Source organism: Weizmannia acidilactici (assembly GCF_008974225.1).
Classification (GTDB): Bacteria; Bacillota; Bacilli; order Bacillales; family Bacillaceae_C; genus Weizmannia; species Weizmannia acidilactici.
The window spans coordinates 54,798-69,328 of record NZ_BKZR01000001.1; the positions used below are offsets into that span (position 1 = coordinate 54,798).

Genomic DNA, 14,531 nt, shown 5'->3' on the forward strand with positions numbered 1-14,531 from the left:
GAAGGTGACAACAGTTTGCAAAGCCAATTCAGTAAAGGACTAACGTTTCTGGGCGTTCTCCTGTATTTATTATACGGGCTGTATACGCCCGGCTATGCCCATGCCGCTTCCTTTAACGGAAATGTAAAAGAATGCATTGAAAATCCGAAACAATGCGAAAAACAACAAACGGACGCAAAAACATCATCCAAACAGTCCGGCAGCGGATCAGAATCGGCGAGCCCGGTGGTAACGATTTGGGATATTGCCAGGATGATTTTCGCACTTATCTTTGTCATTTGTTTATTATATGTTGTTTTAAAGTTTATAAACAAAAGAAGCCGATCCTATCAAAACAGCAAACTGATCCAGAACTTTGGAGGAACGCCTTTGGGCGGCAATAAATCCCTGCAAGTCGTAAAAGCGGGGCGCAGGATTTTGATTTTGGGCGTAGGTGAGGATGTGCATCTCATAAAAGAAATCGACGACCAGGAAGAGGTCAAGACTTTTGTCGACCAATACAATCAAAAATTGGAACAGACTTTGGAGCCGAGGGATGTGGCCACAAAGCTTCTGAATTATTTGAAAAACATGCAGAAAACGACAAAAGTGCAGACGCCATTCGGGGAATTGCTGAAATCGCAAATCCTTGCCATGAAGCAGGAGCGGGCGGCGGCGATGAAAGAGCTGGAACTAAAGGAGAAACGGAAAGATGAATGATTTGATGAACGCGTTGAGCAGCACTTCGGGGGACACGGTTTCCGTCTCCGTCAAAATCCTTTTATTGATGACCGTTCTTTCATTGGCACCGAGCATTCTGATATTGTTGACTTCATTTACGCGTATTGTCATTGTGCTGTCTTTTGTCCGGAGTTCGCTCGGCATGCAGACCGCCCCGCCGAACCAGATCATCATCGGGCTGGCGCTGTTTTTGACTTTTTTCATCATGGCTCCGACGTTTTCGCAGGTGAATAAAGAAGCCCTTACGCCGTTGTTTAAGGATAAAATAACGCTTGAGGAGGCGTACGACAAAGCGCAGGTGCCGTTTAAGGAATTTATGGCAAAACAGACCCGGCAGAAAGATCTGCAGCTGTTTTTGGATTATGCGCACGAGAAACAGCCAAAGTCGGTGCAGGATATCCCGATTACGACACTTGTTCCGGCTTTTGCCATCAGCGAGCTGAAAACGGCTTTTCAAATGGGGTTTATGATTTTTATCCCGTTTTTGGTGATCGATATGGTTGTGGCAAGTGTGCTGATGTCGATGGGGATGATGATGCTGCCGCCGGTTACCATCTCGCTTCCCTTTAAAATTTTGTTGTTTGTTCTTGTTGACGGCTGGTATCTCGTTGTGAAGTCGCTGCTTGAAAGTTTTTAAAGAAGGTGAATCATTTGAGTGAGGAAATGGTCATTTCGTTGGCTGAAAAAGGCGTCATGGTGACATTATTGGTCTGTGGGCCGCTGCTTTTGATCGCGCTTGTTGTCGGGGTGATCGTCAGCGTGTTCCAGGCTGCTACGCAAATCCAGGAACAAACATTGGCATTTATCCCGAAAATTGTAGCGGTGCTGCTTGGCCTGATTTTATTGGGCCCTTGGATGCTGAGCCATATGCTTTCATACACGAAAGAAATTTTCACGAATTTAACCCAGTATATAGGTTAAAAGATGAACGAACTGATTCCGTCATTCAGCATCTTTTTGCTCGTCTTGGTCAGGGTGACGACATTCTTCATCATGATGCCTTTGTTTTCCAACCGGAGCGTGCCTGCGCCGTTTCGGATCGGTCTCGGCTTTTTCATGTCGCTTATCATAGCTTATACGATCCACGTCCGGCCGTTTGACTTTTATGGATCCTATTTTCTGCTGATTATAAAAGAAGCGCTCGTCGGTTTGCTGATCGGCTTTGCCGCTTATTTGGTTATCTCAGCCATCCAAATGGCCGGCACATTTATTGATTTTCAAATGGGATTTTCGCTGGCCAATGTGATTGACCCGCATACAGCGGCGCAGACGTCGCTTACCAGTCAATATTTATACAGTTTTGCACTGCTGCTCCTTCTTTCCTTAAATGGCCATCATTTAATTTTGGACGGCATTTATTACAGTTATCAGTTTATTCCGATTGACCAGCCTTGGATCCATCTGGGCTCTGCCAATCTTGCAAAATATTTGGCGCTTTTGCTGGCGCGGATTTTCTTGATCGCTTTTCAAATGTCAGCGCCGGTTGTCGCGATTCTCTTTTTGGTGGATGTTGCGTTTGGGATTGTGGCTAGGACTGTTCCGCAGCTGAATATTTTTGTGGCCGGTTTTCCGGTTAAGATCGCCGTTGGTTTTATTGTTATGGCTGCCACAATGGGCACAGTATATATCGTCGTGGAGCATTTGTTTGAAACGATGTTTTACACAATGCGCAATGTGATGGAGCTTTTGGGGGGATCTGCTTGAATTACCTCTGGCTGGATTTGCAGTTTTTTGCCGGTGAAAAAACAGAAAAAGCAACGCCAAAAAAACGGCGGGAAGCTCGGAAAAAAGGGCAGGCGGCGAAAAGCCAGGATGTGATAACGGCCATCAGCCTGCTCGCGGTGTTTCTGTTTTTATCTTTCGGTGCATCTTCTATCGGCGGCCCAATGATGGAACTTCTCCATTATTCGTTTACAAAATATATGCTGCAGGATGTTACTGAGCAAAGCATCCGCAAAATTTTCACAGAGATCGTAAAACAAATGGCTGCAATGCTTTTACCAATTATGGGGGTGGCGATGCTTGCCGGCGCTATCGGCAGCCTGGCACAGACTGGAATCCTTTTTACCGGAGAAGGACTGAGGCCAAACTTAAACAAAATCAATCCGGTTGCCGGCCTAAAGAGGATTTTTTCCATCCGGGCGCTTGTGGAATTATTAAAGTCGATTTTAAAAATGACTGTAATTGGGATTGTCGTCTTTGCCGTGCTGTGGATGAACATCTCGGAAGTTTCCGGGCTGCCGTTCAAGAGCGCGGGTGCAGCCTTGCAGTCCGTTGGGCATTTGACGCTTTCCATCGGCATCATCGCATCCATCGCTTTATTTGCGCTTGCCATTCTTGATTATTTGTACCAGCGCTTTGATTTTGAAAAAAATATCCGGATGTCAAAGCAGGAAATAAAGGAAGAATTTAAAACGACGGAAGGGGATCCGCTCATCAAATCAAAAATCCGGCAAAGGCAAAGGGAAATGGCGATGAGAAGGATGATGCAGGAAGTGCCGAATGCCGATGTCGTGATCACGAACCCGACCCATTTTGCCGTCTGCTTGCAATACGATGAAACGAAAAGCGATGCGCCCGTTGTGATTGCAAAAGGGGCGGATTTCCTGGCGCAAAAAATCAAGTCGATTGCAAAGGAACATGACATTGTCATGATGGAGAACCGCCCGCTGGCGAGGGCATTGTATGCGGAGGTTGAAGTGGGCGATGCGATCCCGGAACAGTTTTTCAAGGCTGTCGCCGAAATTTTGGCTTATGTTTATAAAATCAAGCATAAAATTTAAGTTTTTGCATGCTAGTTAGGAGAGAAAAAATGATGGGTGCAAGAGACCTACCCGTGGTCGCCGGCGTTATTTTAATTGTCACGATGCTGATCATTCCGTTTCCGACATGGGCATTAAGCTTTTTAATCATATGCAATATTTCTCTTGCATTATTGGTCCTCTTAATCTCAATGAATATGAAAGAGGCGCTCCAGTTTTCTGTCTTTCCGTCATTACTTTTGATTTTGACGCTATTCCGGCTTGGGTTGAACATTTCAACAACCCGTTCGATCCTGTCAAAGGGGAATGCCGGCGGGGTCATTGAAACATTTGGGTCATTTGTTGTAGGCGGAAATATCGTTGTCGGGCTTGTCGTCTTTTTAATTTTGATCATTATCCAATTTATCGTCATCACAAGAGGCGCCGAGCGGGTCGCCGAAGTGGCGGCGCGTTTTACGCTTGATGCGATGCCGGGTAAACAAATGAGCATTGATGCAGACCTGAATGCAGGCATGATCTCGGACCAGGAAGCGCGCGCCCGCAGGGAAAAGGTCAGCAGGGAAGCGGATTTTTACGGAGCAATGGACGGTGCCAGCAAATTTGTAAAAGGTGATGCGATCGCCAGCATCATCATCGTTTTAATCAATTTAATTTTCGGGATTATTATCGGGATGACACAGCTCGGCCTTTCCATCAGCGATGCCGCCAGCCAGTTTTCGCTGATGACGGTTGGCGACGGAATTGTAAGCCAAATTCCGGCACTACTAATCTCGACAGCAACCGGCATTGTGGTGACAAGGGCGGCTTCAGAAGGCAATCTTGGCCAGGATGTCATGGCGCAGATGCTGGCCTACCCGAAGATGCTGTATGTTGCGGGGGGAACCATTTTTCTGCTCGGGCTTTTTACGCCGATTAACGATTTTTTAACCATTCCTGTCGCAGCCGCCCTTGCTTTCGGAGGATACCGGCTCCAAAAAATACCGGATAAAGCGGGACAAGAAAGCGTTGAAGGGGCGGAAGAGCTGCAAACAGAAGAATTGAAAAGTCCTGAGAGTGTCATGAGTTTGCTTGATATTGACCCGATTGAATTCGAGTTTGGCTACGGGCTCATCCCGCTTGTGGACGTCAACCAGGGAGGGGATCTGCTTGACAGGATTGTCATGATCCGCCGTCAGCTTGCCATTGAGCTCGGGATTGTCATCCCGGTTGTGCGGATCCGCGACAATATCCAGCTTCAACCGAATGAATACCACTTGAAAATAAACGGGAATGTACTTGCAAAAGGAGAAATATTGCTTGACCATTATTTGGCGATGGCACCCGGCGAGGATGACGGCGCCATTGAAGGGATTGATACGGTGGAACCGGCATTCGGAATGCCAGCAAAATGGATTACGGAAGACCAAAAAGAACAGGCGGAGATGATGGGCTACACCGTGGTAGATCCGCCGAGCGTTGTATCCACCCATATTACCGAGACGATCCGGCAGAACGCCCACGAACTGCTTGGAAGGCAGGAAACAAAAGCCCTTGTGGAACATTTGAAAAAATCCTATCCGGTGTTAGTGGAGGAAGTCACGCCTAATCCGCTGTCGATCGGCGATATCCAAAAAGTTTTGGCAAAGCTGTTAAAAGAGAATGTTTCCATCCGCAAACTGCCGGTGATCTTTGAAACGCTGGCCGACTATGGTAAATTAACAACAGATACTGATCTGCTGACGGAATATGCCCGCCAAAGCTTGGCAAGGCAAATTACGGAGCAGTATGCAGCGGGCGGGCAGAATTTAAAAGTGATCACTGTATCGGGAAAAGTGGAAAAGCTCATTGCGGACGGCGTCCAGCATACGGAACACGGCAATTATCTTTCCATAGACCCGGCTGTCTCGCAAAAAATTGTTCAGTCAGTTACACAGCAGGTGGAGCGGGTATCCCTCACAGGAAGCGCGCCGGTTATTCTTTGTTCGCCTGCAGTCCGCATGTATTTGCGGCAAATGATAGAAAGATATTTTCCGCAGGTTCCGGTACTTTCCTATAATGAACTCGAAGCAAATGTTGAAGTACAAAGCGTAGGGTTGGTGAACATTGAATGAAGATAAAAAAATTTTTGGCGCCGAGTATGGCTGAAGCAATGAAACAAATCCGCCTTGAACTGGGGGACCAGGCGGTGATCCTGAATTCGAAAGTCGTTCACCGGAAAGGATTTCTAGGCTTCATGAAAAAGAGGAATATTGAAGTCATTGCTGCTGTTGATCCGGAAGCGGGAAAAAATAAACATGAAAAAGCGGCGCAGCCTGCCAAAACCAAGCCGGAGCAGCTGCAGCGGCCTCTCATTCCGACCGTTATGGAGCAAACGGCGCCTTACGCCGAAAAAGAAAGCCTGTATAAAGAAATTGCCGAATTGAAAAAGGTTGTGCATGAAATTTCCAAATTTGCCAATGCCACTTTCCAAAAATACCCGCTGCCCATCCAAACATTTTTAAACTGGTGCTCATCCCAGGGCTTGGATGATTCTTTTCTTTTGCCGGTCGGCGATTCGTTGCTGAAAAAGTGGGATGAAGCAAATGGTGAAGCGTCTGAAGAAGAGATTTTGCGGTGGGGAAAAGCGCTGATCCGAAAAAGGCTGTCCCGTTTTTCATACGGGCGGAGCCGGCAAAAATACGTGAATCTTATCGGCCCCACGGGTGTCGGCAAGACGACTACATTGGCAAAAATGGCGGCACAGGCCGTTTTGGACAAAAAAGAAAAAATTGCTTTTGTAACGACGGATACATACAGGATTGCGGCGATCGAACAGCTGAAAACATATGCAAATCTGCTGAACGTCCCACTCGAAGTCATATACAAACTGTCCGATTTCCAAAAAGCAATTGAAAAATTTGCCGATTTTGACCGTATTTTTATTGATACGGCGGGACGGAATTACAGGGAATTGCAATATGTCCGCGAGTTGGAAAATTTGATCGATTTCAATGCGGAAATGGAAACATTCCTGACTTTATCGCTGACGATGAAGGAGAAAGACATGCAAGATATTGTGGAAAGTTTTCAAAGCATCCGGATTGACCGGTTCATCTTCACGAAACTGGATGAAACGACGACATACGGGGCAGCTGTTAATTTAATGGAGCAGTATGAAATAGGCTGTGCCTATTTGACGAACGGCCAGGATGTCCCGGACGATATGCTTGAGGCATCACCGGAAATTTTTGTCGAATACTTATTTGGAGAGAAAGGCAAATGAGGGACCAGGCAGAACAGCTTCGTGCAAAACTAAAAATGCAGTATGGGCAGCCGGCGAAAACGTTTGCGGTTGCAAGCGGCAAGGGCGGTGTCGGAAAATCGAATATTTCGGTCAATATGGCGATGGCGCTTGCCAAACAGGGGAAGAAAGTGCTTTTATTTGATCTTGACATTGGCATGGGCAATATCCATGTGCTGCTCGGGCTTGATGCCCCGTATACCATTTCGGATTTTATCAACCGTGAAATGTCGCTTTCGGAAATTATGTGCAAAGGGCCAAACGGCATTTCCTATATTTCGGCGGGCAACGGGTTCGCAGAAATTATCCAAATGGAAGAAGCCGAGATTGAAAAACTCGTCAATGAACTTGAATTGCTACAATATGATTTTGATTACATTATTTTCGATATGGGGGCCGGTGCCGCGCCGGCAAGCCTGGAGATTTTGCTGTCGGCGGATGATATTTTTATCGTGACAACGCCGGAGCCAACCGCCATTACTGATGCTTATTCCATGATTAAATATATTTGCATGCAGCGGTTCGACTCGGCCCTTTATTTAATTTGCAATCGCGCCGAAAAGGAAAAAGACGGGATTTTGACATTAAACCGCCTTCAATATACGGTAAAGAAGTTTTTGCAAAAAGAAGTGGAAATTCTCGGGGTTGTGCCGGAAGATTCGAACGTCAAAAAAGCCGTTTCAAGGCAGCTGCCGTTTTACGATGCTTTTCCGCATTCATCTGCCGCTAAAAAAATTGATGCTTTGCTTGAAAGTTATTTAAACGGCAATTTCGAAAGGCCCACAACGCGAGCGTCCGTTTTTGTGCGAAAACTGAAAGGGCTTTGGCTGAAAAACTGAATGTGCCCGGCCCGATGTGTAAAAAACATTACCGGCCGGGAGACGGAAGTATTCATAAAATGACAGTTGTTGAAAAGTAGGGGGCAGTTTTTGTGAATACACAGAAAACAAATGGTAAAGAACCGGCAGAACGGATCCATCATCAAATGCCTGTACATTTTGCGAAGGAATCCCCGCAAAAAGAGCGGATGAACAACAAAAAAATTGTCTGTATCGGAACATCGACCGGGGGGCCGCGTGCGCTGCAAACCGTGCTTTCTTCTCTTCCGGAAAATTTGGAGGCGCCTGTCTTGATTGTCCAGCATATGCCTAGCGGATTCACGAAATCGCTTGCCAACCGTCTGAATACCATATGCAGCATGACAGTAAAAGAGGCAGAAGACGGCGAAATGCTGAAAAAGGGGGTTGCCTACATTGCGCCGGGGGATTTTCATATGATGATTGAAGAACAAGGCGGCCGGATTATGATCCGTCTCGATAAATCACCGCCTGTAAACGGGCACAGGCCGGCGGTCGATAAAACATTTGAGTCGGCCAGCCATTTGAAACATTATGAAAAAATTGCTGTGATCATGACCGGAATGGGTTCGGACGGGACAAAGGGGCTGATAGAATTAAAAAAACGCGGCAATGTCAGGGCCATTGCCGAATCAGAGGAAAGCTGCATTGTTTACGGTATGCCAAGAAGCGCGATCGCAACGAATCTAATTGATGAGATTGTACATCTTAACCATATTGCGGATGCGATCGTGAAATTTATATGTGAGTAAGGTGTGGTATAGATGGAAATGAGCCAATACTTAGAAGTTTTTATTGAAGAAAGCAAAGAACATATCCAGTCTTTAAATGAAAATTTGCTGAATTTGGAAAAGAATCCGCAAGACTTGGCGATTGTCAATGAAATTTTCCGGTCTGCGCATACGTTAAAAGGCATGTCGGCTACAATGGGCTTCGAAAATTTGGCCAATTTGACACATAAAATGGAAAACGTACTCGATGCGATCCGGAATGGAAAGCTGACCGTTACACCTTCCACTATTGATGTCATATTTACTGCGGTTGACCATCTGGAAGCGATGGTGGATTCCGTTGCGAATGGCGGGGACGGAAAATTGGATGTGAGTGAAACCATTGCCCGATTGCATGCGGTAGAAAACGGGGATAACGCAATTGGGGAGGATGAAAAAGAAGTATCCGTTCCCGTGGCGGAAAAACCGGAATCCAACGAAATCGTATATGATGAGTATAAGCAGACGGTCATTGTTCAATCCAGAGAACAAGGGTACAATTGCTACCAGTTTACGGTCCGGTTGCGCAACGACTGTCTGTTAAAAGCGGCACGTGTTTTTATGGTGTTCGATATTCTCGAAAAATGCGGGGAAATCATCCAGTCCAATCCGCCGGTAGACCAGCTTGAAGAAGAACAGTTTGACAAAGAATTTACGGTGACATTGATATCAAAAGAAGATCGGGAAGAGATCAGGCAAAAAATTTTAAAAGTTTCAGAGATCGAACAAGTCAATGCAAAAACAATTGTGATAGAATCAGAACAACAAAGCCGGGACAATAAGGCGGAACCGTCCCCCCCTCTTAGCAAAGAAAAGGCTACCGCTCTAAAGAAGAAGGAAAACAAAGGGCCGGTGCCTAATATAAAAGGAGCGCCCGCCAAAAAACATAAAAATACATCAAAGACGATCCGTGTGAATATCGAAAGGCTGGACAACCTGCTGAATTTATTCGAGGAACTTGTCATTGACCGCGGGCGGCTTGAACAAATTGCAAAGGAAGTCAACCATTCGGAATTAAATGAAACGGTTGAAAGGATGTCGCGCATTTCTAGTGATCTGCAAACCATTATTCTTAATATGCGGATGGTGCCGGTCGAAACAGTGTTTAACCGGTTCCCGAGGCTGGTCCGCCAATTGGCAAGGGACCTGCATAAAAAAATGAATCTTGAAATAATCGGTGCCGAAACGGAACTGGACCGCACCGTGATTGATGAAATCGGCGATCCGCTCGTCCATTTAATCCGCAATTCATGCGACCACGGTATTGAACTGCCGGAACAAAGATTAAAAGCTGGAAAGCCTGAGACGGGAACTATTACATTAAAAGCCTACCACAGCGGCAACCATGTTTTCATCGAAATTGAAGATGATGGGGCCGGCATTAACCGCGAAAAGGTATTGGAAAAAGCGATTCAAAAAGGCATTGTGAAAGAAGAAGAAGCGAACGCTTTGACGGACAGCCAGATTTTTAACCTGATTTTTGAATCCGGTTTTTCCACAGCCGATAAAATTTCGGATATTTCAGGGCGCGGTGTCGGTCTGGATGTTGTTAAATCAACCATTCAATCTTTGGGGGGATCGATTTCCGTCCATTCTGAGGAAGGGCGTGGTTCCATTTTTACGATCCAGCTTCCGCTGACATTGTCTATCATTTCCGTCATGCTGGTTGAAATTGGATCCGAAAAATATGCAGTGCCGCTTACTTCTATTGTAGAAACGGCAATTATCAAAAAGGACCAGATTTTAAATGCGCACCACCAAAAAGTGATCGATTTCCGGGGCAAAGTTGTGCCGCTTGTATTTTTGAATGAAGTATTTGAAGTAACGGATTCGAAGACAAGTGATGAATTGGTTTCCGTCCTGATCGTCCGCAAAGGGGAGAAAATGGCCGCCTTTGTTGTTGATTCATTTATCGGCCAGCAAGAAATTGTTTTAAAATCCTTGGGAAATTACTTAACGAATGTGTTTGCTATTTCAGGGGCAACGATACTCGGAGATGGCCAGGTTGCACTGATTATTGACTGCAACGTACTAATTAAATAAAAATGAGAGGTTTCCATCATTCGTCGTAAAAGGCTATCGGTTGAGATAAGGAAGAAACGGTGCGAACGATCCGATGCCCTCTTGCCGCAGAATGCAATAAATCTTCAACGAAAGGGTCCGAAGAAGGCTAAGCAAATTCTATCCCCTAAAAGAAAGAGGTTGATAGTATTGGAGAAAGTGATCGTATTCCAATTAAACGATAAAGAATATGCCCTGCCGGTGAAGCAGGTGCTGTCCATCGAAAAACTGCAGCATATTACGAGGGTGCCGCTGACCGCGCCTTTTGTGCTCGGTGTGATGAATCTGCGGGGCGTGATCGTTCCGGTAATTGATTTGAAAAAACGGTTCGGAATGGAAGAAGACGATGAAGCCGGAAGCATCCGGGACAGCAAATTGATTATTGTCCGGATTTCGGATATTGAAGTGGGCCTTCTCGTTGATGAGGCAACTGATGTCCTTGATTTAAATGAGGATACGGTCGAACCAGAGCCCGAAGTGGTCAACAGCAGCAAAGAAGAATTTATTTCCGGTGTGGCGAATTTGGATCAGAGGCTCTTGATGCTGCTTGATTTAGAAAAAATTTTAATGCCAATATAATAGAGGTATTTCTATATGGATATCAAAAATAAAATCACATCACTCCACTTGGATGTTTTAAAAGAGATTGGGAACATTGGGGCAGGGCATGCGGCAACATCCCTCTCCAGACTGCTGCATAAAAAAATTGATATGAAAGTGCCAGACGTCCATATCGCCTCTTTTGAAGAAATTATGGAGCTGATCGGCGGGGCGGAAATCGTTGTGGTGAGCGTATTTTTGCGGATTGAAGGCGATGCGCCTGGCAATATCTTTTTCATTGTGCCGGTTGCCCAGGGGGAAAGATTTATTAAAGAAATGATCGGGGATCCTGCGTTTTCGTTCGACAAACCGCCGTACCCCGAATTAGGGTTGTCAGCCATGCTGGAATTGGGGAATATTTTGTCGGGGTCTTATTTGACTGCACTTTCCGATTTTACGCATCTCGATATGTTTCCGTCTGTCCCGGCCCTCAGCATCGATATGTTCGGATCCATTATCAGCTATGGGCTGATCGAGCTTTCCCAGGTCAGCGACTATGCGATCGTGATTGATACGGTATTAAGCGACGAACAAGCGTCCAGTTCTGATGTGAAAGGCCACTTTTTCCTTTTCCCGGATCCGGGATCTTATGAAATCCTTCTCCGTTCCTTAAGAGTTGAACTCGATGGATAGCCGGCCGGAAATCATAAAAGTGGGCATTGCCGAAATGAAGATTGTAACGGCGCCTGGCCTTATCAGGACGACCGGGCTTGGTTCGTGTGTAGGCGTTATTTTATATGATCTGCCTGCTAAAACTGCCGGGCTTGCGCATATCATGCTGCCGTCTTCGTTAATTGCAAGGAATTCTGAGCATATTAATAAGGCAAAGTTTGCGGATACCGCCATCGAAGAGTTGATTGGCAGGCTCCTGCGCGCCGGCTGCAGCGCACATCGGCTGCTTGCAAAGATTGCGGGCGGGGCCGAGATGTTTTCCTTTTCTTCCATGAATGAAGCCATGCGGATCGGTCCCCGTAATGTGGAAGCTGTAAAAAAAGAGCTGAAGGAAAACCACATCAAGCTTGTGGCAGAAGATACAGGCGGAAAAAGCGGGCGCACGATCGAATTCAATCCTGAAACGGCGGTGTTGACCGTCAAAACTGTCAATCATGGGGTCATAGATATATAAAGAAGGAACGGACGTTTACGTTTTTGATGGCCCTATTTTTGGCTTTGCGATTCACCAATAAAGGCAACAAGGAGGGATGGCCGCATGGCAGAACCAGTACAGCAAGAAGAACAGAAGTATTGGGATTTGTGGGTGCGCTGCCGGGACCCGAAAGCCGGGGATGCCCTCGTGAAAAAATATATGCCGCTCGTTTCTTACCATGTCCAAAGGATTGCTGCCGGACTTCCCCGCAATGTATCGAAAGATGATTTGAAAAGCCTTGGAATGTTCGGACTCTTGGATTCTTTGAACAAATTTGATCCTTCACGTGAGCTGAAATTTGATACATATGCTTCTTTCCGCATCCGCGGTGCTATTTTGGATGGTTTAAGAAAAGAAGATTGGCTGTCAAGAGGAACGAGGGAAAAAGCAAAAAAAATTGAAAGTACGATCGAAAAGCTTGAGCAAAAATATATGCGCCCGGTTTCCCCAAAAGAAATTGCTTCCGAATTGGGGATGAAAGAGGAAGAGGTATATACAACAATGAATGAACAATTTTTTGCCAATGTGCTGTCCATTGAAGAAATCGGAACCGATTACGAAGAAGGCGAAACCGCATCCCCATTCGGCTTAAAGGACCAAAATGCCAACCAGCCGGAAGCCGAATTGGTAAAAAAAGAGACAGTGAAGGAATTGGCAGAAGTGATCCGGACACTGTCGGAAAAAGAGCAGCTCGTGTTAAGCCTCTTTTACCACGAAGAATGCACGCTTACGGAAATCGGCGAAATCCTGGGTCTGTCAACTTCCCGAATTTCCCAAATCCACTCGAAGGCCATTTATAAATTGAGGAATACTTTGGGAAAAAAGCTGCTTCCATAATGGAAATATACCGCCGGTCGGCCGCAATGGAGGGGGTGAAGAAACTTGGTTGCTTTTTTACTGGCATTATCTTTCCTTCTGAATGTACTCTCCATTTTTGCTATTATTTTGCTGTATTTGCGGCAAAACCGCACAGTACAGGCTGAAGAAAACTATAATAAAATGGTGAAGGAAATTGAAGAAATTTTTGCAGCGTATCTCTTGGAAATGAAAGAAGAAAATGATGCCTTTATCCGGAAAGTAAAGGCTGCCCGAACTGCAGACACCGGATCTCCACGGGCGGAAGGAAGCGTAAAACAAAATGAGCCGCCGGGCGCGGACGGGAAAATCGCCGAAGTGAAATCAGAAGCTTTTGTGCGTGCTGTTGCGGGCCGCGCATACCGTAAAGCGGCAGAACCGCCGCTTTCGGAAAATATGGAGCAGGAAGGGCAGGATGACTACCTGTTTCCTGAAAGCCCTGAAGAAGAAACAAGCCTTTTCCAGAAAGTGAATGAATTGCAAAAGATCGGGTATAACGTAGAAGAAATTGCCCAAAAATTAAATATAGGCAGGACGGAAATTGAATTGCTGTTAAAATTTCACTCCGGCCTGGAATAAAGCTTGATAGGCATTTTTATTTATGTTATAGTAATTGTCGGTGTTATCACACACGCTTCATGATTTGAAGGACGGTGCTGCATTTGCAGTCTCCTTTTGAAAAGGATTGAGGCGGAGGAAAATAAAACCATAGGAGGAAAACAAATGTCAGTCATTTCAATGAAACAATTACTTGAAGCTGGTGTACACTTTGGTCACCAAACGCGCCGTTGGAACCCGAAAATGAAGAAGTATATTTTCACTGAGCGCAACGGCATCTACATTATCGACCTTCAAAAAACGGTAAAGAAAGTTGAAGAGGCCTACAACTTTGTAAAAGAACTTGCCGAAAATGGTGGAACCATTCTTTTCGTCGGGACAAAAAAACAAGCCCAGGAATCCGTGAAGGATGAAGCGGAACGTTCCGGTATGTACTATGTAAACCACCGCTGGTTAGGCGGAACGTTGACAAACTTCGAAACGATCCAAAAACGCATTGACCGTTTAAAACAAATCGAAAAAATGGAAGAAGACGGCACTTTTGATGTCCTTCCGAAAAAAGAAGTTGTCCAGCTGAAAAAAGAACATGACCGTTTGGTAAAATTCCTCGGCGGCATTAAAGATATGAAGAACCTGCCGGATGCTTTGTTCGTGATCGATCCGCGCAAAGAACGCATCGCGGTTGCGGAAGCAAGAAAATTAAACATTCCGATTATCGGGATTGTTGACACAAACTGCGACCCTGATGAAATTGATTATGTCATTCCGGCAAACGATGATGCGATCCGTGCGGTGAAACTGCTGACAAGCAAAATGGCAGATGCCATCGTTGAAGCAAGGCAGGGTGAAGAAGATGCCGGTGAAGTTCCGGTTGAAACAGCAGAGTCGGCCGAAACGGCAGAAACTGAAGAATCGACTGTTGAAGCCTAAAATTAGTATCCC

At 45.7% G+C, this 14,531-nt stretch carries 16 protein-coding genes; all 16 read left to right on the forward strand.

What is annotated here, in order from left to right; all coding sequences use genetic code 11:
- Window positions 1-15: 15 nt before the first annotated feature.
- The 16 genes from GBH70_RS00300 (at window position 16) to rpsB (ending at window position 14,519) form a co-directional block, all read left to right on the forward strand.
- The gene (locus GBH70_RS00300; RefSeq protein ID WP_151679144.1) at window positions 16-699 is read left to right on the forward strand and encodes a flagellar biosynthetic protein FliO; all 684 of its coding nucleotides are present in this window, start codon (window positions 16-18) and stop codon (window positions 697-699) included.
- On the forward strand, window positions 692-1,357 hold the full coding sequence (gene fliP, locus GBH70_RS00305) for a flagellar type III secretion system pore protein FliP (protein ID WP_151679145.1): 666 nt from the start codon (window positions 692-694) through the stop codon (window positions 1,355-1,357). Before GBH70_RS00300 ends, fliP begins: the two co-directional genes overlap by 8 nt.
- A 14-nt stretch (window positions 1,358-1,371) precedes the next feature.
- The gene (gene fliQ / locus GBH70_RS00310; RefSeq protein ID WP_151679146.1) at window positions 1,372-1,641 is read left to right on the forward strand and encodes a flagellar biosynthesis protein FliQ; all 270 of its coding nucleotides are present in this window, start codon (window positions 1,372-1,374) and stop codon (window positions 1,639-1,641) included.
- Window positions 1,642-1,644: 3 nt separating this feature from the next.
- On the forward strand, window positions 1,645-2,424 hold the full coding sequence (gene fliR / locus GBH70_RS00315) for a flagellar biosynthetic protein FliR (RefSeq protein ID WP_151679147.1): 780 nt from the start codon (window positions 1,645-1,647) through the stop codon (window positions 2,422-2,424).
- Window positions 2,421-3,503: a flagellar biosynthesis protein FlhB gene (gene flhB, locus GBH70_RS00320; protein WP_151679148.1), complete on the forward strand. Its 1,083-nt coding sequence runs from the start codon at window positions 2,421-2,423 to the stop codon at window positions 3,501-3,503. The genes fliR and flhB overlap by 4 nt, the downstream gene beginning before the upstream one ends.
- 32 nt (window positions 3,504-3,535) lie before the next feature.
- Complete coding sequence (flhA, locus tag GBH70_RS00325; RefSeq protein WP_151679238.1) at window positions 3,536-5,572, forward strand: flagellar biosynthesis protein FlhA; 2,037 nt, start codon at window positions 3,536-3,538, stop codon at window positions 5,570-5,572.
- On the forward strand, window positions 5,569-6,723 hold the full coding sequence (gene flhF / locus GBH70_RS00330; RefSeq protein WP_151679149.1) for a flagellar biosynthesis GTPase FlhF: 1,155 nt from the start codon (window positions 5,569-5,571) through the stop codon (window positions 6,721-6,723). The genes flhA and flhF overlap by 4 nt, the downstream gene beginning before the upstream one ends.
- A complete protein-coding gene (locus tag GBH70_RS00335; protein ID WP_151679150.1) occupies window positions 6,720-7,580 on the forward strand; it encodes a MinD/ParA family protein in 861 nt (286 codons plus the stop codon). The genes flhF and GBH70_RS00335 overlap by 4 nt, the downstream gene beginning before the upstream one ends.
- A gap of 92 nt (window positions 7,581-7,672) precedes the next feature.
- The gene (locus GBH70_RS00340; protein WP_308689559.1) at window positions 7,673-8,350 is read left to right on the forward strand and encodes a CheB methylesterase domain-containing protein; all 678 of its coding nucleotides are present in this window, start codon (window positions 7,673-7,675) and stop codon (window positions 8,348-8,350) included.
- Window positions 8,351-8,362: 12 nt separating this feature from the next.
- Window positions 8,363-10,411, forward strand: coding sequence for a chemotaxis protein CheA (locus GBH70_RS00345; protein ID WP_151679151.1), 2,049 nt, complete (start codon window positions 8,363-8,365; stop codon window positions 10,409-10,411).
- 168 nt (window positions 10,412-10,579) lie between these two features.
- Window positions 10,580-11,008, forward strand: a complete 429-nt coding sequence (locus GBH70_RS00350; protein WP_151679152.1) for a chemotaxis protein CheW — start codon at window positions 10,580-10,582, stop codon at window positions 11,006-11,008.
- Window positions 11,009-11,023: 15 nt separating this feature from the next.
- Window positions 11,024-11,662: a chemotaxis protein CheC gene (locus GBH70_RS00355; RefSeq protein WP_151679153.1), complete on the forward strand. Its 639-nt coding sequence runs from the start codon at window positions 11,024-11,026 to the stop codon at window positions 11,660-11,662.
- Window positions 11,655-12,155 carry a chemotaxis protein CheD gene (locus GBH70_RS00360; RefSeq protein WP_151679154.1) on the forward strand — a complete coding sequence of 167 codons (501 nt, stop codon included), beginning with the start codon at window positions 11,655-11,657 and terminating at the stop codon, window positions 12,153-12,155. Before GBH70_RS00355 ends, GBH70_RS00360 begins: the two co-directional genes overlap by 8 nt.
- Window positions 12,156-12,239: 84 nt before the next feature.
- Window positions 12,240-13,013, forward strand: a complete 774-nt coding sequence (locus tag GBH70_RS00365; protein WP_151679155.1) for a FliA/WhiG family RNA polymerase sigma factor — start codon at window positions 12,240-12,242, stop codon at window positions 13,011-13,013.
- Window positions 13,014-13,058: 45 nt separating this feature from the next.
- Window positions 13,059-13,610, forward strand: a complete 552-nt coding sequence (locus GBH70_RS00370; protein ID WP_151679156.1) for a hypothetical protein — start codon at window positions 13,059-13,061, stop codon at window positions 13,608-13,610.
- 144 nt (window positions 13,611-13,754) lie between these two features.
- Complete coding sequence (rpsB, locus tag GBH70_RS00375; protein ID WP_151679157.1) at window positions 13,755-14,519, forward strand: 30S ribosomal protein S2; 765 nt, start codon at window positions 13,755-13,757, stop codon at window positions 14,517-14,519.
- Window positions 14,520-14,531: the final 12 nt, after the last annotated feature.

Excerpts from the sequence above, each read along its gene's own strand:
- fliP (WP_151679145.1), top strand. The coding sequence starts at position 692 with ATGAATGATTTGATGAACGCGTTGAGCAGCACTTCGGGGGACACGGTT.
- fliR (WP_151679147.1), top strand. The coding sequence starts at position 1,645 with ATGAACGAACTGATTCCGTCATTCAGCATCTTTTTGCTCGTCTTGGTC.
- flhA (WP_151679238.1), top strand. The coding sequence starts at position 3,536 with ATGGGTGCAAGAGACCTACCCGTGGTCGCCGGCGTTATTTTAATTGTC.
- flhF (WP_151679149.1), top strand. The coding sequence starts at position 5,569 with ATGAAGATAAAAAAATTTTTGGCGCCGAGTATGGCTGAAGCAATGAAA.
- GBH70_RS00335 (WP_151679150.1), top strand. The coding sequence starts at position 6,720 with ATGAGGGACCAGGCAGAACAGCTTCGTGCAAAACTAAAAATGCAGTAT.
- GBH70_RS00345 (WP_151679151.1), top strand. The coding sequence starts at position 8,363 with ATGGAAATGAGCCAATACTTAGAAGTTTTTATTGAAGAAAGCAAAGAA.
- GBH70_RS00355 (WP_151679153.1), top strand. The coding sequence starts at position 11,024 with ATGGATATCAAAAATAAAATCACATCACTCCACTTGGATGTTTTAAAA.
- GBH70_RS00360 (WP_151679154.1), top strand. The coding sequence starts at position 11,655 with ATGGATAGCCGGCCGGAAATCATAAAAGTGGGCATTGCCGAAATGAAG.
- GBH70_RS00365 (WP_151679155.1), top strand. The coding sequence starts at position 12,240 with ATGGCAGAACCAGTACAGCAAGAAGAACAGAAGTATTGGGATTTGTGG.
- rpsB (WP_151679157.1), top strand. The coding sequence starts at position 13,755 with ATGTCAGTCATTTCAATGAAACAATTACTTGAAGCTGGTGTACACTTT.